The sequence below is a fragment of the Aeromonas enteropelogenes genome, assembly GCF_000819845.1.
GTDB lineage: Bacteria > Pseudomonadota > Gammaproteobacteria > Enterobacterales > Aeromonadaceae > Aeromonas > Aeromonas enteropelogenes.
Genome location: NZ_CDCG01000041.1, coordinates 26870 through 51640 on the forward strand (window position 1 = coordinate 26870; position 24771 = coordinate 51640).

A 24771-nucleotide genomic window follows, 5' to 3' on the forward strand; every position below is an offset into this window, starting at 1 on the left:
AGTTATCTTGTTAACCTAATCCATCGAAATACGCTTCGAGTGCCTCGAGCTGTGCGTCTGCACAATCCAGGGCATTGAAGTGCTTACGGAATTCTCGGCCCGTCTCTTCTTCATCCAGGTACCAGCCCACGTGTTTACGGGCGATGCGCGCTCCCAGATATGCACCATAAAACCGGTGCAGGTTGGTGACATGCTCGTTCATCAGGGTGCGAACCTCTTCCCTCTCGGGAGGCGGCAGCTTGGTGCCCGTCTCAAGAAAATGACGGATTTCCCGGAAAATCCAGGGTCGTCCTTGCGCAGCGCGGCCGATCATCACGGCATCGACACCGGTATAGTCGAGGACATACCGGGCTTTCTCCGGGCTGTTGATGTCGCCATTGGCGACAACAGGAATCGATACGGCCTGCTTAATCGCCCTGATCGTGTCGTACTCCGCTTCGCCTTTGTAGAGGCAGGCGCGGGTGCGACCATGCACGGCAAGGGCCGCGATACCGCAATCTTCGGCGATTCGGGCGATCTCCACGCCATTGCGGTTATCCGGATCCCATCCTGTGCGGATCTTCAAGGTGACAGGAACCTCCACTGCGTCCACCACGGCCCGGCAAATTGCTTTGACCTGGTCTGGGTAACGCAACAGGGCTGAGCCTGCCAGCTTCTTATTCACTTTTTTTGCCGGACACCCCATGTTGATGTCGACGATCTGTGCGCCCTGCTCCACGTTGTAGCGGGCAGCAAACGCCATCATCTCGGGATCGGCTCCGGCAATCTGGACCGATCGCAAACCACCTTCAGCAGAGTGATCCATTCTCATCCTGGTTTTCTGGGTATCCCAGACATCCGGGTTGGCCAGCAGCATCTCGGAAACGGCCATGCCGGCCCCCAGTCGCAAACAAAGTTCACGGAATGGTCGGTCTGTTACACCGGCCATGGGAGCCACGATCAGGGGAGTTTCAAGCGTGTGGGGACCTATCTGCATTCCACGGTTACCATCGGCTTAGGGCGGCGTATATTACGCATTTTTTAGGCAGGAGAAAAGGTTAGTATTTGAGCGTCAGCCATTTTTTTCTGAAAAAAACGTCGCGCCAAGGCTTGCAAATTCTGGAGTTGTTGAAAAACGGCCAGATTGGGCGGCAAGGATCTCTGTACCATAGGGAGAGCTCGCTTGCATAATTGTCAGTCCACTTGCGAGGCCTGTTTGCGTTATGATGGCGAGCTTCCAAAGAGTAAATACTCCAAACATTTTCATAACAATGCGGGTTGGGGATCTATGACGTCAAGGTTCATCAAATCACTCTGGCCATGCCTGATGGGGGCCATGCTGGGGTCGGCGCAGGCGCAGACCATCAGCTTCAGCGAAGCCTGGACCCGGGTCATCCAGCAGGATGAGGGGCTGGCGGCCGAACAGGCAGGGGTGGAGCGCGCCAAACAGCTGCGAGAGGCGGCCAAGGACATGTATCTGCCCAAGGTGGATGTGGGGGCCAGCTATACCCACCTCGATCAGCCGATGGAGCTCGACATGATGGATCTCAATCCCATCGCCAACCATCCCGAGCTTGGCAAGGTGCTGGCCCCCCTGATGCAGGCCTTCAGGCTCACTCCGGATGACTTCGTCACTCCTCTCACCAAACAGAATGTGGTCACCAGCTCGGTCAAGATGCTGTGGCCACTGTTCACCGGTGGTCGCATCGACGCGGCGCAGGACATTCGCGAGGCCCAGGTGAGCGAGGCACAGCAGCTGCTGGTACTCAAGCAGCAGTCCACCTTCGAGAGCCTCTCCCAGACCTATTTCGGGGTGGTACTGGCCGCCCAGGTGGTGCAGACCAAGCAGGAGATCGAAGACGGGCTGGCTCATCATCTCGATCACGCCAACAAGTTGGAGGCCCAGGGCCAGATCGCCCGGGTCGAACGCCTCTCCGCCCAGTCAGCCTATGACAGGGCACGCATCGATACCCAGAAGGCGCGACGCAGCCTGGAGATTGCCCAGCTGGCCCTCGGCCACATGCTCAAGCTCAAGCAGGCAAACCCGGACAGCGCCCTGTTCGTCAACCGCGAGCTGCCGCGTCTGGAAGGATTGGTGAGCCAGACTCTGGAAGTACACCCCGGCCTCAAGCTGCTCAGCGCCAAGAAGGAGCAGGCCAAGGGGATGATCCGGCTGGAGAAGGGCAAGTACGCCCCCGAGGTGTTCCTGTTTGGCAACTACAACCTCTATGAAGATGACTCACTGGCGTCCAAGACCACCCCGGACTGGCTGGTGGGGGTCGGCGTCAGCATGCCGCTGGTGAGCCGCGATGGCCGCTCCGAGACGGTGCAGGCCGCCAAGAGCGCCGAGCTGCAGGTCAATCTGCTGCAGGCCAAGACCCGCCAGGATCTGGAATTGCTGGTGGAGAAGACCTGGCGCGAGGCGGCTCAGGGACTGGAGGAGTATCAGTCTCTCTCCTCCACCCAGGCACTGGCGGAAGAGAACGTGCTGCTGCGGGACAAGGCATTCGGGCAGGGGCTCTCCACCTCGCTGGATGTGGTGGACGCTCGCAACCAGCTGGCCGGGGTCAAGACCCAGCGCGCCGCAGCCGCCTATCAGTACGTGGTGTCGCTGGCCCGCCTGCTGGCGCTCTCCGGCCAGATCAACAGTTTCAACCAATATCAGCACGGCCAGGTGATCGAGGTGAACTCATGAACCTGATGTTGACCGTGGATCTCTTTGTTCGTGTTTCGACCGCCAAGGGTCGCCAGATTGTCGAGGTGAAGTGATGAGCCATCCCCCCATCAAGAAGAAGATGAGCCAGGGTAAACCGCTGTTGTTGCCGCTGGTGCTGGTGATCCTGGTCGGCTGGCTCGGTTGGCGCTTCTGGCTCGCCTATCAGCCCGAGCCGGTCCATCTGCAGGGCCAGATTGAGGCGCAGCAGTATTCGGTCTCCTCCAAGGTGCCGGGCCGCATCGACGAGGTGCTGGTGAAGAAGGGGGATCAGCTTGCCAAGGATCAGCTGGTGTTCACCCTGGCGAGCCCCGAGATTGAAGCCAAGCTGAGCCAGGCCAAGGCCGGCGAGGCCGCCGCCGGCGCCCTGGCGTTGGAAGCGGAGAAGGGGGCCCGTGCCCAGCAGATCGCCGCCGCCAAGGATCAGTGGCAGAAGGCCAAGGCTGCCGCCCTGCTGCGGGGCAAGACCTATGAACGGATCGCCAACCTGCACCGCGATGGTGTGATGCCGCTGCAAAAGCGCGATGAGGCCTGGACAGCCTGGCAAGCCGCTCGCTACACCGAGGGGATGGCCTGGCAGCAATACCAGATGGCGCTGGAAGGGGCGCGGGAAGAGACCAAGATTGCCGCCCGCGAGAAGGCCAAGATGGCGGCGGGCTCGGTGGCCGAGGTGGAGGCTTATCTGGCCGATACCCGCATCAATAGCCCCCATGCCGGCGAGGTGAGCCAGGTGCTGCTGCGCAGCGGCGAGCTGGCGCCTCAGGGCTTCCCCGTGGTGACCCTGCTCGACATGAACGATGCCTGGGCCCAGTTCCATATCCGCGAGGATCTGCTACCCCGCTTCCCGGTCGGCACCGAGTTCGACGCCCGCATCCCGGGTCTGGGGGAGCAGACGGTACGCTTCAAGGTGACTCATGTGGCCGTGATGGGAGATTTTGCCACCTGGCGCGCCACCGATACCCGTCAGGGGTTCGACATGAAGAGTTTCCAGGTGGAGGCGCGTCCGCTGCAACCGGTCGACGGGCTGCGGGTCGGCATGAGCGTGCTGGTTGATCTCTGATGGGGCGCGAACTTCGGTTGCTGTGGCAGGATCCGTTCAGCCGGGCCCTGATGAGCTGGGTGCCCTTGCTGTTGATGGGGATCCTCTGCTGGATCTTCTCGGCGGGGCTGGCCCGGGATCTCAAGGTGGGGTTGGTGGATCTGGACCAGAGCAGCCTGTCGCGCCAGCTTGCCTTTTCGCTGGATGGCTCGGCTGGGCTCAAGATCGCACGCCAGTTTGACTCCATCGACGCTGGCGCCCGCGCCCTGCGTGGTGGCGATATCTATGCGCTGGTGGTGATCCCGAACCATCTGGAGCGGGATGCCCGTCAGGGCACCCAGCCGGAGGTCACCGTGTTCAACAACGGCCAGTTCATCCTGATCGCCAAGCTGGTCAATTCGGCGCTGACCCAGGTGGTGGGCACCCTCAACGGTCAGGTGGGCGTGCTCTCCGCCATGGCCGACGGCAAGGCCCCCGGGGCGCTCGGGCAAGCGGTGCCCATCAGCAGTCAGGTGACGGCGCTTTACAACCTCAACTCCAGCTATGCCCAGTTTCTGCTGAGCGCCATCCTGCCCGCGGTCTGGCAGATCCTGGTGGTGCTGTTCGGCCTCAATGCGCTGGCCCGTACCGACCGGCTGGGACTGGACTGGACCACTCGCGGCGTCTGGTTCGGGCTCTGGCGCACCCTGTTGCCCCATGTGCTGATTGGCTGGGCCTGGGGGCTGGCCTGGAGCTGGCTGCTGTTCAAGGGCTTTGCCTATCCCATGCACGGCAACTGGGCCGTGCTGGTGGCGGGCCTCGGGCTCGCTTCGGCCGCCTGCGTTACCATGGGGGCCTTCTTCTACGCCATCATCCGGGATCCGGCCCGCGCCCTGTCGCTGGCGGGAGCCTACACAGCGCCCGGCTTCGCCTTCATGGGGGTGACCTTCCCGGTGAGCGCCATGGGGGATTTCGCCCGCTTCTGGCGCAACCTGCTGCCGGTTTCCCACTATGTAGAGCTGCAGATTGGCCAGAGCAACTACGGCCTGCCACTGCAGGCCGCGCTGCCCCAGCTCGGGGCCCTGCTGCTGTTTCTCTTGCCCCTCATTCTGGTGGTGCGTCGATACAAGCAGCAGGCCGAGCTTGCCCGTCAACCTGCCGAGAAGGAGTCGCCGTAATGCTGGGTTTTCGGGATTTGCTGCGCCTTGAGCTGCGCACCCTGCTGGCGGATCGCGCCATCATGCTCACCCTGTTTGGCGGGATCTTCTTCTACTCCTTTCTCTATCCCCAGCCCTATCTGCACCAGCTGCCGCGGGAAGAGGCGGTGGTGCTGGTGGACGAAGATGGCAGCCAGCTTTCGCGCCAGCTGGCGTTCATGGCCGATGCCACCTCCCAGGTCAGGCTGGTGGCGCAGGTCAACTCCCTTGAGAGGGCGCGTCAGCTGCTGCTGGAAGGCAAGGGGAGCGGCATACTGCACATTCCCAGACACTTCTATCGGGATCTGATGCTGGGCCGGAGCGTCACCCTGAGTTATGCCGGTGATGCCTCCTATTTCCTGGTCTATGGCACTATCGCCGAGGGGTTGGCCCAGGCGGGCGGTACCCTGGCGGCCCAAGTGAAGGTGGCGCGGCTGCTCACCCACGGCGAGGCGTTGCCCCAGGCAAGGATGGGCTGGAGCGCGGTGGCCCTCAACGTGGTGCCGGTGTTCAACCCCACCATGGGCTATGTGAACTATGTGGTGCCTGCGGTGTTCGTGCTGATCCTTCACCAGATCCTGCTGATGGGGGCGGGGCTCCTGGGGGCGACCCAGAACCAGCGAGGCCTTCGCGGCGAGACCGGCTACTGGCAGAGTGCGCCCGTGCTGCCTCTGCTGCTGGCGCGCACCCTGGTGACGGTGGGGCTGTTCCTGTTGCCGGTGAGCTACTTCTTCGGTTTTTGCTTCGATTACTACAACATCGCCCGCAACGCCGAGCCGGCGCAGTTGTGGCTCTTCACCCTGCCGTTTTTGCTGGCAACCTGCTGGCTGGGCATCGTGCTTGGCGCCCTCTTTACCCGACGCGACATGCCTACCCAGGTGGTGCTCATCTCCTCCCTGCCGCTGGTCTTTCTGGCGGGCTTTATCTGGCCGTTGGAGCTGATACCGGCGCCACTCAACTGGCTGGCACAGTGGGTGCCGAGTACGGCGGCCATCGAAGGATTTCTGCGCCTCAACCAGATGGGGGCGGGGTTTGAGCAGGTGGCCCCTTACTGGTGGCAGCTGTGGGGACTGGCGCTGCTCTACGGTATTCTGGCCTGCCTGTTGCTGCGCTGGCGCCAGCGCCAGTTGCCGCTGGCCACTCAGGGTGCCGCCCATGGGGCGACCACGGAGAGCGGCGCAACCGGCGGCTAAACGATGCCGGATGGATAACGAAACGGTCAGCCCCTGGGCTGACCGTTTTTTTGGGTTCAGGCACGCGTGAGCGCGGGATCGGCGATGGCGTAGATCTGGCCCACAGCGTCCTTATCGAAGAGTAGCCGCAGCCCCTGTGCGGCGACATCGGCACGGCGTACCAGGCCATGCACTTCCCGTCCCTGACTCAATTCGGCAAGACCGGTGGCCTCGCCATCCTGCAGGCCCGCCGGGCGCACTATGGTCCAGGCCAGCTCGCTGGTTTGCAGCCAGCTCTCCGCCAGGCTTTTGAGCCGCACCTCGTGACCGAAGGCGGCGCGAGCCCGCTCTGGCAGATATTGCCAGCTGTCGCCACAGCCGAGGGAGGTGACCAGCAGCAGGCGCCTGAGGCCCTGTTGTTCCATGGCATCGATCACATGGCGGTTGCCGAGATAGTCGACGGGCTCGTGCTGGCGAAAGCTGCCGAGGGTGGAGACAACATGGGCATCCTTGCCTGCCAGCGTGCAGGCTCGTGCCACGGCGCTCATATCCAGCGCATCCCCTTCGACGACGTCGACCCCCAGCGTGCGCAGTTCGGCGGCCATCTCGGGGCTGCGTACCAGCACCACCACCCGGTGGCCTGCGTGCAGGGCGTGATCGGTAAAGGCGCGGCCAAGCCCGCGGCTGGCTCCGAAGATGAGTGTGGTCGGCATAGATGAGGTTTCCTTCAAAGAAAGGGCTAGCCTAGTGGCTGACTCTTTCGATGTAAATGAGAGCTGTTTTTATTTGTGGGGCAAAAGATAAAAAATGCGAGCCGTTTGGGCTCGCATTTTTGCACGGGCTTAGCCGCGATAGTTACCGATGCTGGGGCGACGGCTGGGGCCGCTCAGGTGGATATCCACCGGGTTGAAGGCCTTGATCGCCTCGTAGCTGAAGTCACCGATCGCCTGATGCAGGGTCTGGGGCGTATGGTTGGTGATGATGATGACGCTCTTTGACAGGTTGCGGCGCCGGCGCAGCAGGTGGCCGAGGAAGCTGGACTGGCTCTCCGCCATCTTGGCCCGGTTGGCCGACACTTCATCGATGATCAGCAAGTCCACCTCTTCCAGGGCACGGCGATACTGGTTGCGCTCGTCCTGATCGGGGATCACGTTGAAGAACAGCCGATCGACGATGGAGGCCCACTGCTGGAAGATCACCGACTTTTGGTGGCGCTCGATCAACTCATGGGCCACGGCACCTGCCAGGGTCGATTTGCCGGTGCCATAGTCACCGTAGATCAGCATGCAGCCGCCGCCGCTCTTCTCCCAGTGTTCAAAGCCGCTGATAAAGTAGCGGGCGGTTTCGATGGGATATTGCAACGCCGGATCGCCAGCATCCATCTTGTCGAATACCCAGTCCGGGTTGAGGTCGGCCTGGGCGATCAGCTTCTGGATCCGCTCTTGGCGTGCCACCTTCTGCAGCTCGCGCACTTCGGCGTTGGCCTTGGCGTCGTACTCCTTGCGCAGGGTTTCGTAGTCGTACTGGCTGCCGCCGGTCTCTTGTTGCAGACGGCGGATCCGCTCCAGCAGGCTGCCGACGTGACGTTTCAGTTCGGGGTCGTGGGCGCGTTGATCCTGCTTGGCCTTGGCAATTTTCTGGCGCTTGGCCTCGATCTCTTCCAGCTCCTGGCGCAGGGGATCGTGCGGGTCAGTCATGGAGTGCTCCTTCTGCTTGATCAGGGATGGGGGGACAGGAGGCTGATTTTGCCTGTTGGCGGGGGCCTGTATCAATCATTATCCGGTGCTTCTGCTGCTTGTTGTCCCTGGGCCAGCCGTTTGGCCTCCTCGATCATCTCCTGGGCCCGCCGGCTCGGGCCAGCCTCCGCCGGCGCTGGCGTCACCTGTTGGTAACCCCTCACCTCCGTCGGTTGGCGACGGGCGTAGCGGCGGGTCTTGAGGGCGCGGATGAACTTGAGCATCCACTGGTGCTGGGAATCGAACACCTCGGGGCGACCCAGCCAGTAGGCGATGAACTCCCCCAAGTCTTCCTCGCTGTAACTGGCATCGATCACTCCACACAGGCGGGCGAGGGCGGGCAGCTCCTCGTCAGGACGCCATTGCAGGTGCATCTGGAACGGGCGATCCGGCAACGGGCTACGTACCTTCTGGGCCAGCAGCGGCAACTGGAATGGGCACTGATGATAGTGCTCACTCTCGCCCTGGGCTTCGACCTGCAAGAGGCCAGCCTCCATCAGCTCGTCAAACAGCTCGGTCAGCTGGCGGGCGTTGACCTGATACGAGAAGCCACAGGGATCACCCGGATCGACCACCGCCAGCGCCCGGCCAAGCTCGGGGTAGTTGAGCCGGGCCAGCTGATTTTCCAGCACCATTTTGCGCAGCTGCAGGGTGTAGAGGCTGCGGGCCGGGTGGGAGAGTCTGGGATGGGCGAGGGCGCTGTATTCGGCTGGGGTCATGGTCTTCTTCATGCTCTGGAGTGAGGGGCATTATCCCCCATGGCGGGGGCTTGCACAATTCGCCCGGCCGGTGTGGTAAGAGGATATCCTTGATAGAAGGGCCGAAAATCCGGGCTCTTCCTTCCGACGGTTGTGCCACTTCGAAGGCTTCCAGATGAGCAGCCGTTATTTTGAATGGCAAAACCATTTCAAATACAGGGTTTTTGTGAGCAAGCTCGGGATTTGCGACCGTTTCTGACGAACTCGTTTCGGCGTTTTTGCCGATTTGGTCTAGTCTTATTGAGTAAATAACAGATTGACTAATAAGGATTTTATAACAATGTCAACAGCCGGGCTAAGGATCTTGGTGGTGGAGGACGAAGCCGTTTTTCGCCACTCGCTAGTGAGCTATCTCATGGGGGATGGGGCGACCGTTTTCCAGGCCGAGGATGGTATCGAAGGGCTGTCGGCTGCAGCGCTTTATCATCCCGATGTGGTGCTCTGTGATCTGAACATGCCTAATATGGATGGCCATGAGGTGATCGCCTGTCTTTCGGCTCGCAGCCCGGATATTCCGGTGATCGTGATCTCGGCCCAGAGCACCATGGAGGCGGTAGCTGCTGCCCTGCGTGCCGGTGCCCGGGATTACCTGATCAAGCCGCTCGACAATTATGTCCAGCTCGAGCGCAGTATTTCCGAGTGTCTGCACGGCAGTGTCGCACGCAGTCCACAGCTGGAACTGATGGGTCATGTCGACTACTTTCGGGCTCACGACAGGGCGGCGACCCGCCTGCTGGCGGGTCTCAAGTCGCCGGGTGTGCAGGAGTGGGGCCCTTGGCAGGTAACCTTCAAGGGGAGGGGGGCGCTGTTTCTCTCCGACACCTTCAAGGTGGCGGACAAGCTGTTGATGCTGATCATCGAATTGCCGGTGGCGGGGGCAGATGCGGCGTTTTGCGGTGCCCTGGTGCGTTCTTTGATGAACGTGCCTTACCGTCAGTTTCAGCGCGAGGAGAGTCAGTTGCTGGATCAGCCGCACAGGCTGCTCGACTACCTCAATCACCAGCTGATGGAGTCCGGCCTGCACCACTCGCTGGCCATGGCGGCCCTGCTCTTCGATCAGGAAGATGGTCTGGTCTTTGCCAATGCCGGGTTGACCTCCCCTCATTGGTTGATGCGAGCCGGCGGTTTGCCCCTGGGGCTGATGCGCAGCAGTCGCTATGCCTTGCACAGGCGCAGCTGGCACGAACCGTTCGAGCTGCAATTTCGCAACGAGAGTGGCTGCTCACTTCAGGTGCAGGTTCATCATCACTGAGTGAAAGCGCGCTTGCTCCAATAAAAGAGGGCGTCCCGTGGGACGCCCTCTTTACTTGCGTGATGCCAGCCTGTCAGGCAGTGGCAGATTGCAGTTTCTCGTCGCTTGTGTGCGGCTCTTTGGCCGGGCCTTCGGCGCCATGCATCCAGTAGACCAGGCGGTTGGCCATGGCCAGCAGGATCAGGGCACTGATGATGGCCGCAAGCGCGATACCACCGAAGATGGCCAAGGGACCGGACTCGCCAATAAAGGAACCGATAAGGCCGGCTGCGTAGTTGGCAACCGCGATGAAGCCAAGCCAGGCACCCATCATCAGGGAGGCCAGGCGCAGCGGAGCCAGCTTGGTCACCATGGAGAGGCCGATCGGAGAGAGGCAGAGTTCGCCCAGGGTGTGGAACAGGTAGGCTCCCACCAGCCAGAACATGGAGGTCTTGACGCTCTGATCACCGCCCTGCTCCAACACGGCACCCACCATGAACAGGAAGCCGATGGCCAGGAACAACAGACCCATGGCGAACTTGACCGGCGAGTTCGGCTCTTTTTTGCCGAGCTTGACCCAGATGGCAGCTACGATCGGTGCCAGGGTGATGATGAAGAAGGGGTTCAGGGACTGGAACCAGGCGGTCGGCACTTCGAAGCCACCGATCATCCGGTCAGTGTACTCCTGGGTGTAGAGGTTCATCAGACCACCGGCCTGCTCGAAGCCAGCCCAGAAGATGATGGTGAACAGGCCCAGCACCAGGATAACCTTGATGCGATCCACTTCCTGCTTGGTCAGCGGGGCCTTCTGTCCCTTGTCGCGCAGGGCGGCTGCGCGCTTGGCGGCAGGGATGCGGCCGATATCACCGAGGAAGCGTTGGGCCAGGGTTGCCTGCAACACCAGGGAGATCAGCATGCCGATACCGGCGCCGACGAAGGCAGCTTGCCAGCCATAGGCTGTGGCAGCGGCACCGCAGATCACGCCGGTCAGCAGGGAGCCCAGATTGATCCCCATGTAGAAGATGGTGAAGGCACCATCACGGCGGTGATCACCCTCTTCATAGAGGTCGCCCACCATGGTGGAGATGTTCGGCTTGAACAGGCCGTTACCGATGATCAGCAGAGCCAGACCGGCGTAGAAGACGGTTACCACCTGATCCGGGAACATGCTGTGCGGCAGTGCCAGCGTGAATTGGCCGAGCGCCATCAGGACGGCGCCGATCAGAATGGCGCGGCGTTGCCCCAGGAAGGTGTCAGCCAGCCAGCCACCGATGAGCGGAGTGATATAAACCAGACCGGTATAGATACCGTAGAGCTTGAGGGCATCTGCCTGATTCCAGCCCAGACCACCGTTGGCAGTCAGGTCGGTCAGATAGAGTACCAGTACGGCACGCATGCCGTAGTAGGAGAATCTCTCCCACAGTTCGGTACTAAAGAGCAAAAAAAGCCCTTTAGGGTGACCTAAAAAGGTCCCTTTTGACGGGTTATTCATTGGAACTTCCACCTGTGTCTTATATTTTTTTAAGTTTTTTATGCAAGGGCGAGAAACACGCCTTAATCCTTATAGAACATGCGTAGATAAATTACAACATTATGATTTGATGGGGTTTTATTTATCAAAGATTGAGAAAGTGTTGCTGAAATGAAAAAGGAGCATCGTTTGATGCTCCTTTAATTTGTCTGTAGATAAGAGATTTATCAGCGATTACAACTGCTTGACGAACTGCTTCAGCCAGCCGATGAATTCGCCGTCCAGTTCGTGATGGCGTACGGCATATTCCACATTCGCCTTCATATAGCCCAATTTGCTGCCGCAATCGTGGCTCTTGCCCTTCATGAAGTAGGCGTTGACCTGTTCGCGCTCCATCAGCATGGCGATGGCGTCGGTCAGCTGGATCTCGTCGCCGGCACCGGCCGGGGTTTTTTCCAGCAGCGGCCAGATGTTGGCAGAGAGTACATAACGGCCGACCACGGCCAGGTTGGAAGGGGCCTCGTCACGGGGCGGTTTCTCGACGATGGCCTGCATCGGCAGTGACATGCCAGCACTCAGCTCTTCACCCTTGATATCGGCGATGCCGTATTTGTCCACTTCGCTTTCGGGAACCGCTTCCACCATGATCTGGCTGATCTGGTTCTCTTCGAACATGTGCACCATCTCGGTCAGGTTGTCCTGTTTCGGGTCGCTGGCGGCCTCGTCGATCAGCACGTCCGGCAACAGCACGGCGAAGGGGTTGTCTCCGATCAGCGGACGGGCGCAGAGCACTGCATGGCCCAGGCCTTTGGCCTCGCCCTGGCGCACGTGCATGATGGTGACGTCCTTGGGACAGATCTGTTGCACCTCTTCCAGCAGTTGACGCTTGACCCGCTTCTCGAGGGTCGCCTCCAGTTCGAAGCTCTTGTCGAAGTGGTTTTCGATGGAGTTCTTGCTGGAGTGGGTGACCAGCACAATCTCCTTGATACCGGCCGCGATCGCCTCACGTACCACGTACTGGATCAGGGGCTTGTCGACCACCGGCAGCATCTCTTTCGGGATGGCCTTGGTGGCTGGCAGCATGCGGGTGCCCAGACCGGCTACCGGCAGCACGGCCTTGCGAACAACGAGAGGTGTCTTTTTCATGGAGAGGTGTCCAGGAGGAATAAAGTGGGGTCATGATACCCGAAGAAAAATGGGGCAGCCATAAGCCGCCCCGTTTGTAGCTTTTTCATCGGACGTTATTTGACCATCATCATATCCCTGTTGGCTTCCAGCGTGGCCGGGCCGATCCCCGTGACATCTGCCAATTGATCTACAGAGGTAAATTTCCCCTGTTTCTCACGATATTCGAGGATGGCCTGAGCCTTCTTCTCGCCAATACCCTTGAGGGTAGTGAGCTCGGCCAGGGTGGCCGTATTGAGGTTGAGTTTGCCACTCTCCTTGGCGGCGGTTGTGGTAGTGGTTTGCTTGGTCTGCGTCTGTTCGGCTGCCAGCGAGGGCTGGCTGAACAGGGGCAGGGTTGAGAGCAACATCACGGCGGCGAACTTGTGTATCTGCATTTTGCTTCTTCCTTCAATGACTGTTTGTATCAGCATATTGATAGATAGCGCAGCAGTAGAATGCGTCACTGTGATAAATGACAGCGGAGTTATCCAGCACCCTTTTTGAAGGTTTGCTATAAGCGTTCTGGAAGTTGCCTGATATTGATTTAACTGACTAATTTCAATCTGTTTTTACTGAAGCTCTTGAATTTGAATTATTGGGATCCATATTAATCCCTTGCGAGTATTCATGAGGCAGCAAATACGGGGTTTCACTGGTGGAAATAAGCGTTGTTGGTATCTTTCACTGGTTGTCAAAAGAGAACCAATAAAAAAGGCTGCCCACCTTGGGTGAGCAGCCTTAATGATCGGTTTTTTCAGAGGGCGGACGATTACTCGGCCTGAGCCGCCTGAATACCGGTCAGGGCGATGGTGTAGACGATGTCGTCCACCAGGGCGCCACGGGACAGGTCGTTGACCGGCTTGCGCATGCCTTGCAGCATGGGGCCGATGGAGACCAGCTCGGCGGAGCGCTGTACCGCCTTGTAGGTGGTGTTGCCGGTGTTCAGATCCGGGAACACAAACACGGTGGCCTTGCCGGCAACCGGGGAGTTCGGCGCCTTGGACTTGGCCACGTTCTCCATGATGGCTGCGTCGTACTGCAGCGGGCCGTCGATGATGAGGTCGGGGCGCTTGGCCTTGGCCAGCTCGGTCGCTTCACGCACTTTCTCTACGTCGGCGCCGGCGCCAGAGGTACCGGTGGAGTAGGAGATCATGGCCACACGCGGCTCGATGCCGAAGGCGGCAGCGGAGTCGGCGGACTGGATGGCGATCTCGGCCAACTGCTCGGCAGTGGGATCCGGGTTGATCGCGCAGTCACCGTAGACCAGCACCTGATCCGGCAGCAGCATGAAGAAGATGGAGGAGATCAGGGAAGAACCCGGAGCGGTCTTGATGATCTGCATCGGGGGACGGATGGTGTTGGCAGTGGTGTGCACCGCGCCGGATACCAGGCCGTCCACTTCGTTACGCTCCAGCATCATGGTGCCCAGCACCACGTTGTCTTCCAGCTGCTCGCGGGCAACCACTTCGGTCATGCCCTTGTTCTTGCGCAGCTCGACCAGACGGGCCACATAGCGCTCGCGCACCGCGGCGGCATCAATGATTTCGACGCGGTCGGTCAGCACTACGCCCTGCTGTTCGGCGACACGACGGATCTCTTCCGGGTTACCCAGCAGTACCGGACGGGCGATGCCACGTTCGGCACAGATGGCAGCAGCCTTGATGGTACGCGGCTCTTCCCCTTCCGGCAGCACGACGCGCTTGTTGGCCTGACGGGCCAACTCGGTCAGCTGATAACGGAAAGCCGGCGGGCTCAGGCGACGGGAACGGGTGGAGCTGACGGTCAGAGACTCGATCCAGTGCTTGTCGATGTGGCCGGCCACGTAGTCTTGTACCAGCTCGATACGCTCGCGGTCATCTTCCGGAATATCGACGTTGAAGTTCTGCAGGCTGACGGCGGTCTGCCAGGTGTTGGTACCGGTGATCATGATCGGCAGGCCGGTGGCCATGGCCTGTTGGCACAGGGCCATCACCTGGGGTTCCGGGTGATAGTTGCCGGTCAGCAGCAGGGCACCCAGCTTGACGCCGTTCATGGCGGACAGGCAGGCGGAGACGATGACGTCGGAGCGGTCGCCGGAGGTCACCAGCAGGCTGCCCGGGCGGAAGTGCTCGATCATGTTGTGGATGGAGCGGGCGCAGAAGGTCACGGTTTGCAGACGACGGCTGTCCAGCTCGCCCTGGTGCAGGATCTTGGCGGCCAGGTGCTTGGCGAGGTCCTTGGCGCGCGGGGCGATCAGCTGGGTATTCCAGGGAATGCAGCCCAGGATGCGCAGCGGGCTCTTGCCAAAGACCTGCAGCACTTCCAGGTTGTGGCCGGTGTCGGCGCCGTGGTGGTGCGCTTCGAACATCTCGGTCAGATCCGGGCGGGTCACGCCGTGCTCGTCAACCGGGGCGCCAACCTTGTTGATGACGCAGCCCACGATGCGCGGGTTGTTGACACCACCGAAGTTGGAGCAGGCCAGCTCGATGCGCTCTTTGAGCTTCTGGCTGGAGTCGTGGCCCGGGTGGGTAACGAACACCATGTCGGCGTCCAGCGCTTTGGCTACGTCGTAGTTCAGCTTGTTGGCAAACGGCTGCTTGTCGGTCGGCACCATGCCTTCTACCACCAGCACTTCGGCCCCGCTCGCTTTCACGTGCTCTTCGAAGCGGGCCACGATCTCTTCCAGCAGGATGTCGGTGTTGCTGGTAGTGATCATGTTCTCGGCGTAGGAGAGGGCGAACGGCTCGGGCGGATTGATGTTGGCAGCGGCGCGGATAACGGCGGTAGAACGCTCAGGACCGGTTTCACCCGGACGCGGCTGGGCGACCGGTTTGAAGAAGCTGACATTGACTCCGTGACGTTCCATGGCGCGAACCACGCCAAGACTCACAGACGTTACGCCGACACCAGTGCCGACCGGGATAAGCATAATAGTGCGTGCCACTTTATACCCCTTGTTCATTTTTTGGGATCAGGAAAAGGCCGCCCGAGGGCGGCCTTGCTTTACAGCGAAATTAGGCGCCGACCAGTTCCAGCGCATCGTGGGCGATAACCCACTCTTCGTTGGTCGGGATAACCAGAGCCTTGGTGGAGCCAGCCTTGGTGATCTCGCCACCCTTGCCGAAGCGGGCAGCCAGGTTGGCGTCGTGGTCGACGTCAAAGCCCAGCAGGCCCAGTTTGCCCAGGGTGATTTCACGGATCGGGGCGGAGTTCTCACCGATACCACCGGTGAAGACCACAGCGTCCAGACGACCGTCCATGGCGGCGGCGTAGGCACCGATGTACTTGGCCAGGCGATAGCAGTAGACGTCCATGGCGCGCTTGGCTTCTTCCTTGCTGTCGTAGTTGTCTTCAACGAAACGGCAGTCGGAGGTCACTTCGGTCAGGCCCAGCAGGCCGGATTCCTTGGTCAGCATGGTGTTGATCTGCTCAACGCTCATGCCCAGCTTGTCATGCAGGAAGAAGATGATGGCCGGGTCCAGATCGCCGGAGCGGGTACCCATCACCAGGCCTTCCAGCGGGGTCAGACCCATGGAGGTGTCGACGGACTTGCCGTTCTTGATGGCACAGACGGAGCCGCCGTTGCCCAGGTGGCAGTTGATGATGTTCAGCTCTTCCACCGGCTTGTTCAGCTGCTTGGCAGCTTCCAGGCTGATGTAGTAGTGGCTGGTGCCGTGGGCGCCGTAGCGACGGATGCCGTTCTCTTTGTAGAGCTTGTACGGCAGGGCGTACAGGAAGGCCTCTTCCGGCATGGTCTGGTGGAAGGCGGTGTCGAACACGGCGACGTTCTTGTCGGCCAGGGCCGGGAACACGCGACGGGCTTCACGAATACCGATCAGGTGCGCCGGGTTGTGCAGCGGTGCGTACGGTACGGCGGCTTCGATGCCGGCGATCACGTCGTCGCAGATCACGACGGAGGAGGTGAAGCGCTCGCCACCGTGAACTACACGGTGACCGATGGCGATCAGGTTCTTGGCCAGTTCCGGATTGAGCGGCAGGATCTTGTTGACGATGAAGTCCAGCGCTTCCTGGTGAGCAGCCCCGGCGCCCAGATCGGCATTGCCTTTCTCGCCGTTCAGTTTCCACTTGATACGTGCATCGTCGAGGTTGAAGCATTCGGCCAGGCCGGACAGCAGGTCATCACCGGTGGTTGCGTCAATGACGGCGAACTTCAGGGAAGAGCTGCCACAGTTAAGAACAAGAACCAGCTTACTCATGAATAAATCCTATCGCAGATTGGGTTGTGTAGGCGGATGGTGTTGGGCGCAGGGCGTCCAAAAACTTTCAACTTATCCTTATGAGGGTTGGCAATCTGTTGCTTGCCCCTTGTATAGTGATACAAGACCCGGAGTCCAGACGTCCCTGACAGGCCAACAGCAAGGTGCGGTTGACGCAAAAATGGGCGTACAAAGGATAACCCGATTGTTGAAAAATAACAAAGTCATCCTCAACCTTTGTTACTTTGCATCAAAAAATGTCGAGGTTTTGCCGTCAGTGCGTTCAAAAAGCGCTCGGAGGTTCTATGAGCATGAACATTTTTGGAACTAAGTTACAGCAAGGCCACCATTATATGACGCTTTGGCCTCGTCGTCCCGAGCTCAATTCGATGTTTCCGGAAAATCGGGTGATCAAGGCCACCGAGTTTGCCCTCAAGATCATCCCCGCGCTGGCGGTACTCAGCGTCATGCTGCAGTTCCAGTTTGGCGAGCAGCATTACTGGCCTTCCGTCATCACTTCCGTCCTGTTTCTGTTCAGCTTGCCATTGCAAGGATTCTACTGGCTCGGTAAACGCGCCGATACTCGTCTGCCCCCCTCGTTGGCCAGCTGGTATCGCGAGATCAACGGCAAAATGAATGAGCAGGGCGGGCGTCGCCAGCTGGTCGCACAACCCCGTTATGAAGAGCTGGCCGATACCCTCAAGGCCGCCTTCCAGCAGTTGGATAAATCCTTCCTCTACGAATAATGCACAGCAAGCAAAACAAAGGCGCCAAGGGCGCCTTTGTTTTTGTTGGGCATATCGGTTATCAGGCCGCCAACACCTTGCGGATCTCCTGGATGGAGAGCTTGTACTGGCGCGGGCACTGGCGCCACTCCACCAGCATGCGCTGGTATTTGCCGCGCATGGCGATGTCGCTGGAGAGCTCGTCGCACGGGCACTTGAGCTCGGGGAAGCGCTTGTCCACCTCCAGCAGGAAGCAGACATAGTCCGCCAGCTCACGCTCCTGGCTGCGGCTGTAGCCGTTGAATTCCAGCCGGCTGGCAGCGATCTCGGCCTGCTCGGCAGCCTCCAGGTTGCCCCAGGAGATGGCCAGCGCGTGATGCAGTTCCAGGGTGTCGATCACCTCCTGGCAGGTGGCCTGATCCAGGTGGCCGAAGTGCTTCTCCAGCTCGAGAAGTTGCAGGCAGTAGCCGCGCTCAATGATGGTGCTGGCACGCTGATAGAAGGCTGCCTTTTCCGGATTGAGCTTGGCCAGGATTTCGTACTGGTTACTCAGGATCAAACGCTCTGCATTACTGATGTTCATGGGATATCTCACTGGAAGATGACACTGGGGTCACGTTAACCCATATCTAGAATGAATTTTTTGATCTGGCGGGGCAGTTGGCGAGAAAAATGGTGCTAAATGCCGGGGCGGCCGAAAGCAATGAGGCCTGCGGTTGCAGGCCCCGAAGTGGGGGGATTACCCCTTGAGGAATGCCAGTACCACCTGATGGTGATCGCTGGTCTTGAACTTGGTGAAGTGATGGGCAACCTTGCCCTCTTCATCGATGAGGAAGCTCTGGCGATGGATGCCGTCATACTCCTTGCCCATGAATTTCTTCGGACCCCAAACGCCGAAGGCGTCGGCCACGGCATGATCTTCGTCCGCCAGCAGGGTGAAGTTGAGCTGATCGCGTTCTTCAAATTTCTTCAACCGTTTGGCGCTGTCCGGGCTGATGCCGAGCACGACCACATTGAGAGCCGCCAGCTCGGCGTTGACGTCGCGCAGGCTGCAAGCCTGGGTGGTACAACCCGGGGTCATCGCCTTGGGATAGAAATAGATCAGCACTTTCTTGCCGCGCAGATCGGTCAGGCGAACCGGGTTGCCATTCTGGTCCGGCAGGGTGAAATCGGGGGCGGTGCTACCTGCTTGTAAGGGTTGCATGGGATCTCCTCGAATAAACGCCCTCAGGCGTGCTTGCGATTGACGATAAACTCGAACGACTCGGCACCCAGTTCACGACAGAATTCGGCGAAGGCCGCCTGGGAGCCTTCCGGTTCTCCCTGCTTGGCCAGATTGAGTTGGAAACTCGCTTTGAGCAAGTTGAATGGCTGCTGTTCCAGGGTCATGGTCTGCATCGCTTGGATATCCCAGCCGTGGTCGCTGAAAAACTGGGTGCACTGGCTGACGATACCATGCTCGTCACGGATCAGGATCTCGGCGTTGGCCCCGACATCGTACTGCAGTGACTGATGACGTTCGGTGCGTTTCATCATGGTGATGAGGTCCCACTCCTGACTGCGCAGGGGCAGGCTTATCTCGAGCTGCATCAGGCTGTTCCAGTCACCGGACAGCAGCATGATAAAGGTGAATTCATTGCCGAAGATGCCAAGGCGGCTATCCACTATGTTGCAACCACAGCCACTGACGTGGCGGGTGACCTCATTGACGATGCCGGGCCTGTCCGTGCCGATGGCCGTTACGACCAGGTAGTGAGTCATAAATCTTCTCTCGTCCGTTATATGTTGCGAAAGCGCCGCTGGGCCACCGATGCGCTGGTCAAATGACGCTTCCCTGGCAGGCGGTGCCGGCTTTCGTTCATGGCGTTTGGAACCGGATGGTAACACGGCTTGCCCCCTCTCTCCCTTGTTTTTCAAAGGGGGCAGCTTTACCATTACGCCCCTGAAAATCGGGAGAATTATCCATGTTACGCGGTAGTATTGTTGCGCTTGTTACCCCCATGCTGACTTCGGGTGAAGTTGACTGGGCCAGCCTGGCCAGATTGGTCGACTATCATGTCAGCGCAGGCACCAGCGCAATCGTGGCAGTTGGCACGACAGGGGAGTCGGTGACCCTGAGCGAACAGGAACACATCGCCGTTGTTGAAAAAACCGTTGAATACGCCGCAGGTCGCATCCCGGTCATTGCCGGTTGTGGCTCCAACAATACCGCCCATGCCATCGAATTGGCCAAACGGCTGGCCAAAACCGGCGTAGTAGCGGGCCTCTCGGTGACACCTTACTACAACAAGCCCACCCAGGAGGGTCTCTATCGCCACTATTGTGCGATCGCCGAGGCTAGTGGTCTGCCCCAAATTCTTTATAATGTGCCCGGTCGAACCTGTTGTGATCTCAAGCCGGAGACTGTGGCCCGTCTGGCCAGGGTGCCCGGCATCATAGGTTTGAAAGAGGCGACTGGCGATTTGAGCCGCACCCCGCTGTTGCGTGAACTGTGTGGCCCGGATTTTGCTCTTTACAGTGGCGACGATGCCACTGGTTGTGATTTTATGCTGCAAGGTGGTGATGGCGTCATTTCGGTCACCACCAACATTGCAGCGGCCCGGATGGCCGACATGTGTCGTGCTGCGCTGGCCGGTGATGCCGGTCTGGCTCATGACATCGACAATCTCTTGATGCCGTTGCACAAGACTCTGTTCTGCGAACCGAGTCCGACCCCGGTGAAATGGGCCTGCGCCCGACTGGGACTGATTGCAACGGCCACCTTGCGTCTGCCGCTGGTTGACCTCACTGCCGAGGGCGAACAGGCGATGGCGCAAGCACTGACCACTGCGGAGTTGATGGCGAGTGTTTAAATCAAATGGAAAGGGAAATAGAGCCCGTCTGGTGCTGAGTGTCGCGACCGTTGCCGTGCTGGCGGGGTGCAGTACCCCCCAGGATCGCAAGATGGCCAACCGTGGTTTCGAATATGAAGATGCCCGTCTCGAGGGCCGTGCTTTCTTGATCCCCGCCGGATTGAGCGCCCCCACCTTCAACAGCCAGTTCGATATCCCGCCGCTTCCCGAAAGCAGCCGTGAAGGTGCCCTCGGTGCCAAAGTTGACGTACGTCCCCCTGCCCAGCTGCTGACCGTGGTACCGGGCAGCCAGGTAGTGCCCAATGCCAGCGAACCCACCATCGCCTACTATGCCCTGAGCTCAGGCCAGAGCGTGGAGCGCGATACCTGGTCGTTCCTGATGAACTTCCTGGCCAAGTACAAGGTTTCCACCGAGAAGCTGGATCAGCAGGCCGGCGTGTTGCAGACCGGCTGGTTTGATAACACAGTCGCCCTCGATGGCTGGGCTGAAGATGACGAAGACTTCAAGATCCGTCAGCGCTACCAGTTCACGGTTCGCAACGATGAGCAGCGTCATGCCGTCAACATGTCGGTACGGGTGCTGGATCACGAAGAAACTATCGACGGTGAGACCAGTAACCGGATGAGCGAGGCCGAGGCCCAGCGCTATGCAGCACGGGTGCTGAACCAGTTCTCTCTCTACTACGACAGCCAGCTCAAGGCTCGCGAACAGCACAAGGCCAGCGATGGCATGGGGCTTGAGCTGGGTCTGGACAACAACGAACTGGCTGCCTGGGTCGCCAACGGTTCCTTTGAACAGGTATGGCGCCGTCTCAACCAGGTACTGCCGAAGTACGGCTTCATCATCAAGGATACCCAGCAGTCGCTGGGCTGGATCGATGTCGAGTATGAAGAGCCGGGTGCCGAGTTTTGGCAGGCCAAGGGTAGCGAACCGTTCAAACTGGACGAGGAAAAGTACCGCTTCCAGCTGGGCGAGATGGCCGGGGGCAAGACCTCCATCACCCTGTTTGACAAGGACAAAAAGCCGGTGTCGTCCGGTGTCATCTCCCAGATGTATATCAGCCTGTCCGAGGCCTTTGCCAAGGGCTTGGCCGACCAGGCTGCAAAAGCAGAATAACAACAGGGGCCTAGTGCCCCTGTTTTGTTAGGTTGATCCCCCTGTCAATACAGGGGTTGAAGCGCTTGATATGTTAATCCCCGGAAGCTGGAGCCCGGCGCTCTTGTTTCATTACACCCACAAACAGGAAGTGTTATTAGCCATGAGTCTTGCAGATCAAGTATTGGCGGTGAACGACGATTTGCCGATCCGCACCGATAAACCAGTCCATTCCGGCAAAGTGCGCAGCGTCTACTGGTTGACCCCGGCAGACAGTGCCCGACTCATTCAGGAAAAAGGCTACGATGTGCCCGCCGATGCGCCCCTCGCCCTCATGGTGATTAGCGATCGCATCTCGGCTTTCGACTGCATCTGGCAAGGTGTGGACGGGCTGAACGGCGTGCCGGGCAAGGGGGCGGCGCTCAACGCCATCTCCAGCCACTGGTTCAAGTTGTTCAAGGAGAAGGGACTGGCCGACAGCCACATCCTGGATATTCCCCATCCGTTCGTCTGGATCGTGCAAAAGGCCCGTCCCGTGCTGATCGAGGCGATCGCCCGTCAGTACATCACAGGCTCCATGTGGCGTGCCTACCAGGATGGCGAGCGCGAATTCTGCGGCATCACCCTGCCGGAAGGACTCGAGAAGGATCAGAAACTGCCGGAAATTCTCATCACCCCTTCCACCAAAGGCATACTGAAAGGCCTGGATGGTGTACCGGAAGCGGACGACGTCAACGTCTCCCGTGCCGACATCGAGCGTCACTACCAGGCCTTCGGCTTCCGCTCTACGGCCGACATCGATCGCTACGAAGTGCTGCTCAAAGAGGGCTTCAACGTCATCAGTGACGCCTTGGCCGAGCTGGATCAGGTCTTCGTCGACACCAAGTTCGAGTTTGGCTATGTCCAGGATGCTGCTGGCAACGAGAAGCTTATCTACATGGACGAAGTAGGGACCCCCGACAGTTCCCGTATCTGGGATGGCCCCGCCCTGCGTGATGGTCAGATCGTCGAGAAGTCCAAAGAGGGTTTCCGCCAGTGGCTGCTCAACCACTTCCCGGATCCGGATATCCTGCTCAACAAGAACCGCATGCCGGAACGCTTCGCCCTGGCCCGTGACAACAAGCTGCCGACCGAGGTGATGATGGATATCTCCCACACCTACGTGGGGATTGCCGAGAAGGTCATCGGCCACCCGCTGGTGCGCGCCGCCAATCCGAAACAGGAGATCATCGATATCCTGCGCGATCAGTACGGTCTGATCGACTGAGGTTCTTGCTCTTTTTTTGTCGCCAGTAAACAAACGTTTGCTGGTGGCGAAATGAAGCATCGATATGACAAGCCGACGGGTCCCATAGCGGGGCCCGTTTTTATTGCCGTGACGACAAGCTACTACCTGCCAGCCCGGTTATTTTTTTGTCATTTTCCCTTGTTACCCTTCGCCTATCGTAGGGATAAGGAAGATGAAAGAAGATGAGGGGTTATCAGAGTTGGCGTAATTTGGCGCTGCTGTGTGCGGCAATGGGGACGGGGACAGTACAGGCCGCGGTTGAGGTGATGGTACCCGAGGATTTCCGGATCCTGGCGGTGAGCGAGGGTCGGCTGCACGACGAACAGCACGCCACCCTGGCCGATGGAGAACAGCAACTGCTGGTGCGTTTCGAAGGGGTGATCCCCAGTCGAAACAGCAGCGAGAACGATCGCCAGATCCGCTCCGAGCCGCAAATCCTGCGCTATCGGGCCGACAACCAGTCCTTGCAACTGAGCACCAAGGTGCCGGACAAAGAGCAGGGGATGGAGGCCTATGCCAGGGAGCCCGTCATCGCGTTGCAAGCCGGTGGTCAGCCGCTGCGGATAGCGCAGGATGCGCTGGTGACCCGTGGCATGCTGATCGGCATGGACTGGAACGCCAGACTCGCGGAGTACAACCGTAGTGGTGGCAAGGCGGCGTTGCGTGTTGCTGCGCCCGGTGGTGGTGCTGTTGTTGTCCCCGGTGGAGCGACAGCCGCGAGCGCGCCTGTGCTCCCGCAGAGCGAGCTTGAAGGGCAATTGCAACAGCTGTTCCTGCAGGCCGACCCGGTTCTTCGCAAGCGCTTCATCGGCTGGGCCGTGCCTCAGCTTTAAGTTTGCCCCCCGTTGCAGTAACGTGAGGGGCTTGCGGCGTGCCTTGCGCCCCTCCTTATGCAACGAGGTCTTCATGTTTGAACTGCACTCCCGCCTTTTGGCGGATACCCGGCAGCTCGGGGATCTGCCCCTCTGCCGTGTCCTGCTGGCCAAGGACAGCCAGTATCCCTGGCTTATTCTGGTCCCCCGTGTGGCCAATCTGCGGGAGATCCACCACCTGGCGCCAGAGCAGCAACAGCAGCTGATGCAGGAGTCCTGCGCGGTAGCGAGCCTGATGGAACAGGCACTCAATCCGGACAAGATTAACATAGGAGCACTCGGTAATCTGGTACCGCAACTCCATGTGCACCATGTCGCCCGTTTCACTACCGACAAGGCCTGGCCGGGTCCTATTTGGGGAGCTCACCCATCAGTGCCTTATGAACCACAAGTTTTGCAGCAACAGGCCGATATATGGCGTGCCCGACTCGCCAGGCTGACCGGTTTTACCCCTTTGACTGCTGATAACGGAGCCAACTGAGAGGTCCGTCGCTATTTCAGTCCCCGGCCAGCGCTATCTGTTAGAGTTATGGTATAGATAAGCCCATTTTCGATGTTCAGGAAGGTCCCATGATAGTAACAAGAGCCGATGACGATGCCGTATTGACCACAGAGGATGTGCTGCTCAGCCTGTGCAACTCGGTAACGGATGTCTTGAGTGCCGCGACCATGAGCCAGGTGCGGTTTTCCGGTATGGTGCAACGGATCAGCAAGACCTGCCTCAAGCCGGATATCGGCTGTTTCGTGCTGTTTGATGGCGGTTTTTCCGGCCTGGTGGTGATCAACTTCTCCGCCGCGGCCGCCATGGAGCTGTACGAGAGCTACATGCTCAGCATGGGGCTCTCCAAGGAAGATCTCGCCATCTCCCACACCTCGGATGAGGTGAGCAACGTGATGGGCGAGCTGATGAACCAGATCGTCGGCAGCTTCACCGTCAAGGTAGGGCGCGACATGCAGACCCACATCACCCAGAACCAGCCCAAGATGCTGGCCCTGAACAAGCAGGTGATGCTGAGTGTCGATACCAACCTCGACAACCCGGAATCGCGCCGGGTAACCTTCTTCACCGCCCGCAACAACATCTTCTATCTGGAGCTGGCGATGGACAAGACCGAGTTCATCCGCATCCACAGCGACGGCATGGATGAGGAGGAGCTGGATCCGGATGCCCTGATCGCCCAGGCCAAACAGGGGGCTGCCAAGCCTGCATCTGCTCCGGCGCCAGCCGCCGGCAACGATCATGATGACCTGCTGGACTCCCTCGGCATCTGAATCGGTGCCAGCCAGAAAGCAAGAAGGCC

24 protein-coding genes are annotated in these 24771 nt (G+C 59.6%); 12 read left to right on the forward strand and 12 right to left on the reverse strand.

The window, feature by feature from the left end; genetic code table 11:
• Nucleotides 1-10: 10 nt before the first annotated feature.
• Nucleotides 11-976 (reverse strand): tRNA dihydrouridine synthase DusB, encoded by a 966-nt coding sequence (gene dusB / locus BN1123_RS17990; RefSeq protein WP_026458041.1) that lies wholly within the window; start codon nucleotides 974-976, stop codon nucleotides 11-13.
• 291 nt (nucleotides 977-1267) lie between these two features.
• Here dusB and BN1123_RS17995 point away from each other — a divergent pair, with 291 nt between their 5' ends.
• The 4 genes from BN1123_RS17995 to BN1123_RS18010 all read left to right on the forward strand — a co-directional run bounded on the left by BN1123_RS17995 (nucleotide 1268) and on the right by BN1123_RS18010 (nucleotide 6099).
• On the forward strand, nucleotides 1268-2674 hold the full coding sequence (locus BN1123_RS17995) for a TolC family protein (protein ID WP_042028755.1): 1407 nt from the start codon (nucleotides 1268-1270) through the stop codon (nucleotides 2672-2674).
• Between the two features lie 73 nt (nucleotides 2675-2747).
• Nucleotides 2748-3752 (forward strand): HlyD family secretion protein, encoded by a 1005-nt coding sequence (locus BN1123_RS18000; RefSeq protein ID WP_042028757.1) that lies wholly within the window; start codon nucleotides 2748-2750, stop codon nucleotides 3750-3752.
• A complete protein-coding gene (locus BN1123_RS18005) occupies nucleotides 3752-4888 on the forward strand; it encodes an ABC transporter permease (protein ID WP_042028758.1) in 1137 nt (378 codons plus the stop codon). The genes BN1123_RS18000 and BN1123_RS18005 overlap by 1 nt, the downstream gene beginning before the upstream one ends.
• Complete coding sequence (locus BN1123_RS18010) at nucleotides 4888-6099, forward strand: ABC transporter permease (protein WP_042028761.1); 1212 nt, start codon at nucleotides 4888-4890, stop codon at nucleotides 6097-6099. The genes BN1123_RS18005 and BN1123_RS18010 overlap by 1 nt, the downstream gene beginning before the upstream one ends.
• A gap of 56 nt (nucleotides 6100-6155) precedes the next feature.
• Here BN1123_RS18010 and BN1123_RS18015 read toward each other — a convergent pair whose 3' ends face one another.
• The 3 genes from BN1123_RS18015 to BN1123_RS18025 form a co-directional block, all read right to left on the reverse strand.
• On the reverse strand, nucleotides 6156-6791 hold the full coding sequence (locus tag BN1123_RS18015) for an NAD(P)-dependent oxidoreductase (protein WP_042028763.1): 636 nt from the start codon (nucleotides 6789-6791) through the stop codon (nucleotides 6156-6158).
• Between the two features lie 129 nt (nucleotides 6792-6920).
• Nucleotides 6921-7775: a DnaA ATPase domain-containing protein gene (locus BN1123_RS18020; protein WP_042028765.1), complete on the reverse strand. Its 855-nt coding sequence runs from the start codon at nucleotides 7773-7775 to the stop codon at nucleotides 6921-6923.
• A gap of 71 nt (nucleotides 7776-7846) precedes the next feature.
• Nucleotides 7847-8533, reverse strand: coding sequence for a DnaT-like ssDNA-binding domain-containing protein (locus BN1123_RS18025; protein ID WP_042028767.1), 687 nt, complete (start codon nucleotides 8531-8533; stop codon nucleotides 7847-7849).
• 319 nt (nucleotides 8534-8852) lie between these two features.
• On the opposite strand from BN1123_RS18025, the gene BN1123_RS18030 reads away from it, so the two are divergent.
• Nucleotides 8853-9824: a response regulator gene (locus BN1123_RS18030; RefSeq protein ID WP_042028768.1), complete on the forward strand. Its 972-nt coding sequence runs from the start codon at nucleotides 8853-8855 to the stop codon at nucleotides 9822-9824.
• 73 nt (nucleotides 9825-9897) lie between these two features.
• Here the strand turns inward: BN1123_RS18030 and BN1123_RS18035 are convergent, their stop codons facing one another.
• From BN1123_RS18035 to BN1123_RS18055, 5 genes are all read right to left on the reverse strand, one after another.
• Nucleotides 9898-11295: a peptide MFS transporter gene (locus tag BN1123_RS18035; protein ID WP_042028771.1), complete on the reverse strand. Its 1398-nt coding sequence runs from the start codon at nucleotides 11293-11295 to the stop codon at nucleotides 9898-9900.
• A 213-nt stretch (nucleotides 11296-11508) separates the two neighbouring features.
• Nucleotides 11509-12420 carry a UTP--glucose-1-phosphate uridylyltransferase GalU gene (gene galU / locus BN1123_RS18040; protein ID WP_042028773.1) on the reverse strand — a complete coding sequence of 304 codons (912 nt, stop codon included), beginning with the start codon at nucleotides 12418-12420 and terminating at the stop codon, nucleotides 11509-11511.
• A 95-nt stretch (nucleotides 12421-12515) separates the two neighbouring features.
• A complete protein-coding gene (locus BN1123_RS18045) occupies nucleotides 12516-12836 on the reverse strand; it encodes a ComEA family DNA-binding protein (RefSeq protein ID WP_026455883.1) in 321 nt (106 codons plus the stop codon).
• A 374-nt stretch (nucleotides 12837-13210) separates the two neighbouring features.
• Nucleotides 13211-15382 carry a phosphate acetyltransferase gene (gene pta, locus BN1123_RS18050; protein WP_026455882.1) on the reverse strand — a complete coding sequence of 724 codons (2172 nt, stop codon included), beginning with the start codon at nucleotides 15380-15382 and terminating at the stop codon, nucleotides 13211-13213.
• A 52-nt stretch (nucleotides 15383-15434) separates the two neighbouring features.
• Nucleotides 15435-16637, reverse strand: coding sequence for an acetate kinase (locus BN1123_RS18055; protein WP_026455881.1), 1203 nt, complete (start codon nucleotides 16635-16637; stop codon nucleotides 15435-15437).
• Nucleotides 16638-16942: 305 nt separating this feature from the next.
• Between BN1123_RS18055 and yfbV the strand changes: the two genes are divergently transcribed.
• Entirely contained in the window at nucleotides 16943-17383 is a 441-nt protein-coding gene (yfbV, locus tag BN1123_RS18060) for a terminus macrodomain insulation protein YfbV (protein WP_026455880.1), read from the forward strand.
• Between the two features lie 61 nt (nucleotides 17384-17444).
• On the opposite strand, the gene BN1123_RS18065 is transcribed toward yfbV, so the two are convergent.
• The 3 genes from BN1123_RS18065 to BN1123_RS18075 form a co-directional block, all read right to left on the reverse strand.
• Nucleotides 17445-17945, reverse strand: coding sequence for a YfbU family protein (locus BN1123_RS18065; protein WP_042028775.1), 501 nt, complete (start codon nucleotides 17943-17945; stop codon nucleotides 17445-17447).
• Between the two features lie 156 nt (nucleotides 17946-18101).
• A complete protein-coding gene (gene bcp, locus BN1123_RS18070) occupies nucleotides 18102-18566 on the reverse strand; it encodes a thioredoxin-dependent thiol peroxidase (RefSeq protein WP_026455878.1) in 465 nt (154 codons plus the stop codon).
• Nucleotides 18567-18589: 23 nt separating this feature from the next.
• Nucleotides 18590-19123 carry a glycine cleavage system transcriptional repressor gene (locus BN1123_RS18075; RefSeq protein WP_026455877.1) on the reverse strand — a complete coding sequence of 178 codons (534 nt, stop codon included), beginning with the start codon at nucleotides 19121-19123 and terminating at the stop codon, nucleotides 18590-18592.
• A 203-nt stretch (nucleotides 19124-19326) separates the two neighbouring features.
• Here BN1123_RS18075 and dapA point away from each other — a divergent pair, with 203 nt between their 5' ends.
• From dapA to BN1123_RS18105, 6 genes are all read left to right on the forward strand, one after another.
• Nucleotides 19327-20214: a 4-hydroxy-tetrahydrodipicolinate synthase gene (gene dapA, locus BN1123_RS18080; protein WP_026455876.1), complete on the forward strand. Its 888-nt coding sequence runs from the start codon at nucleotides 19327-19329 to the stop codon at nucleotides 20212-20214.
• Nucleotides 20207-21331, forward strand: a complete 1125-nt coding sequence (gene bamC, locus BN1123_RS18085) for an outer membrane protein assembly factor BamC (RefSeq protein ID WP_042028779.1) — start codon at nucleotides 20207-20209, stop codon at nucleotides 21329-21331. The genes dapA and bamC overlap by 8 nt, the downstream gene beginning before the upstream one ends.
• Before the next feature lie 142 nt (nucleotides 21332-21473).
• Nucleotides 21474-22577 (forward strand): phosphoribosylaminoimidazolesuccinocarboxamide synthase, encoded by a 1104-nt coding sequence (locus BN1123_RS18090; protein ID WP_042028780.1) that lies wholly within the window; start codon nucleotides 21474-21476, stop codon nucleotides 22575-22577.
• Between the two features lie 203 nt (nucleotides 22578-22780).
• Nucleotides 22781-23431 carry a DUF2057 domain-containing protein gene (locus BN1123_RS18095; RefSeq protein ID WP_042028781.1) on the forward strand — a complete coding sequence of 217 codons (651 nt, stop codon included), beginning with the start codon at nucleotides 22781-22783 and terminating at the stop codon, nucleotides 23429-23431.
• Between the two features lie 73 nt (nucleotides 23432-23504).
• Nucleotides 23505-23951 (forward strand): HIT domain-containing protein, encoded by a 447-nt coding sequence (locus BN1123_RS21075; protein ID WP_082037570.1) that lies wholly within the window; start codon nucleotides 23505-23507, stop codon nucleotides 23949-23951.
• A gap of 89 nt (nucleotides 23952-24040) precedes the next feature.
• A complete protein-coding gene (locus BN1123_RS18105) occupies nucleotides 24041-24742 on the forward strand; it encodes a DUF3334 family protein (RefSeq protein WP_042028786.1) in 702 nt (233 codons plus the stop codon).
• The last annotated feature ends 29 nt before the right edge of the window (nucleotides 24743-24771 follow it).

What these genes read in the sequence shown, in the direction of transcription:
- dusB (WP_026458041.1), bottom strand. Translation starts at nt 976, where the DNA reads ATGCAGATAGGTCCCCACACGCTTGAAACTCCCCTGATCGTGGCTCCC.
- BN1123_RS17995 (WP_042028755.1), top strand. Translation starts at nt 1,268, where the DNA reads ATGACGTCAAGGTTCATCAAATCACTCTGGCCATGCCTGATGGGGGCC.
- BN1123_RS18000 (WP_042028757.1), top strand. Translation starts at nt 2,748, where the DNA reads ATGAGCCATCCCCCCATCAAGAAGAAGATGAGCCAGGGTAAACCGCTG.
- BN1123_RS18005 (WP_042028758.1), top strand. Translation starts at nt 3,752, where the DNA reads ATGGGGCGCGAACTTCGGTTGCTGTGGCAGGATCCGTTCAGCCGGGCC.
- BN1123_RS18010 (WP_042028761.1), top strand. Translation starts at nt 4,888, where the DNA reads ATGCTGGGTTTTCGGGATTTGCTGCGCCTTGAGCTGCGCACCCTGCTG.
- BN1123_RS18015 (WP_042028763.1), bottom strand. Translation starts at nt 6,791, where the DNA reads ATGCCGACCACACTCATCTTCGGAGCCAGCCGCGGGCTTGGCCGCGCC.
- BN1123_RS18020 (WP_042028765.1), bottom strand. Translation starts at nt 7,775, where the DNA reads ATGACTGACCCGCACGATCCCCTGCGCCAGGAGCTGGAAGAGATCGAG.
- BN1123_RS18025 (WP_042028767.1), bottom strand. Translation starts at nt 8,533, where the DNA reads ATGACCCCAGCCGAATACAGCGCCCTCGCCCATCCCAGACTCTCCCAC.
- BN1123_RS18030 (WP_042028768.1), top strand. Translation starts at nt 8,853, where the DNA reads ATGTCAACAGCCGGGCTAAGGATCTTGGTGGTGGAGGACGAAGCCGTT.
- BN1123_RS18035 (WP_042028771.1), bottom strand. Translation starts at nt 11,295, where the DNA reads ATGAATAACCCGTCAAAAGGGACCTTTTTAGGTCACCCTAAAGGGCTT.
- galU (WP_042028773.1), bottom strand. Translation starts at nt 12,420, where the DNA reads ATGAAAAAGACACCTCTCGTTGTTCGCAAGGCCGTGCTGCCGGTAGCC.
- BN1123_RS18045 (WP_026455883.1), bottom strand. Translation starts at nt 12,836, where the DNA reads ATGCAGATACACAAGTTCGCCGCCGTGATGTTGCTCTCAACCCTGCCC.
- pta (WP_026455882.1), bottom strand. Translation starts at nt 15,382, where the DNA reads ATGAACAAGGGGTATAAAGTGGCACGCACTATTATGCTTATCCCGGTC.
- BN1123_RS18055 (WP_026455881.1), bottom strand. Translation starts at nt 16,637, where the DNA reads ATGAGTAAGCTGGTTCTTGTTCTTAACTGTGGCAGCTCTTCCCTGAAG.
- yfbV (WP_026455880.1), top strand. Translation starts at nt 16,943, where the DNA reads ATGAGCATGAACATTTTTGGAACTAAGTTACAGCAAGGCCACCATTAT.
- BN1123_RS18065 (WP_042028775.1), bottom strand. Translation starts at nt 17,945, where the DNA reads ATGAACATCAGTAATGCAGAGCGTTTGATCCTGAGTAACCAGTACGAA.
- bcp (WP_026455878.1), bottom strand. Translation starts at nt 18,566, where the DNA reads ATGCAACCCTTACAAGCAGGTAGCACCGCCCCCGATTTCACCCTGCCG.
- BN1123_RS18075 (WP_026455877.1), bottom strand. Translation starts at nt 19,123, where the DNA reads ATGACTCACTACCTGGTCGTAACGGCCATCGGCACGGACAGGCCCGGC.
- dapA (WP_026455876.1), top strand. Translation starts at nt 19,327, where the DNA reads ATGTTACGCGGTAGTATTGTTGCGCTTGTTACCCCCATGCTGACTTCG.
- BN1123_RS18090 (WP_042028780.1), top strand. Translation starts at nt 21,474, where the DNA reads ATGAGTCTTGCAGATCAAGTATTGGCGGTGAACGACGATTTGCCGATC.
- BN1123_RS18095 (WP_042028781.1), top strand. Translation starts at nt 22,781, where the DNA reads ATGAGGGGTTATCAGAGTTGGCGTAATTTGGCGCTGCTGTGTGCGGCA.
- BN1123_RS21075 (WP_082037570.1), top strand. Translation starts at nt 23,505, where the DNA reads ATGTTTGAACTGCACTCCCGCCTTTTGGCGGATACCCGGCAGCTCGGG.
- BN1123_RS18105 (WP_042028786.1), top strand. Translation starts at nt 24,041, where the DNA reads ATGATAGTAACAAGAGCCGATGACGATGCCGTATTGACCACAGAGGAT.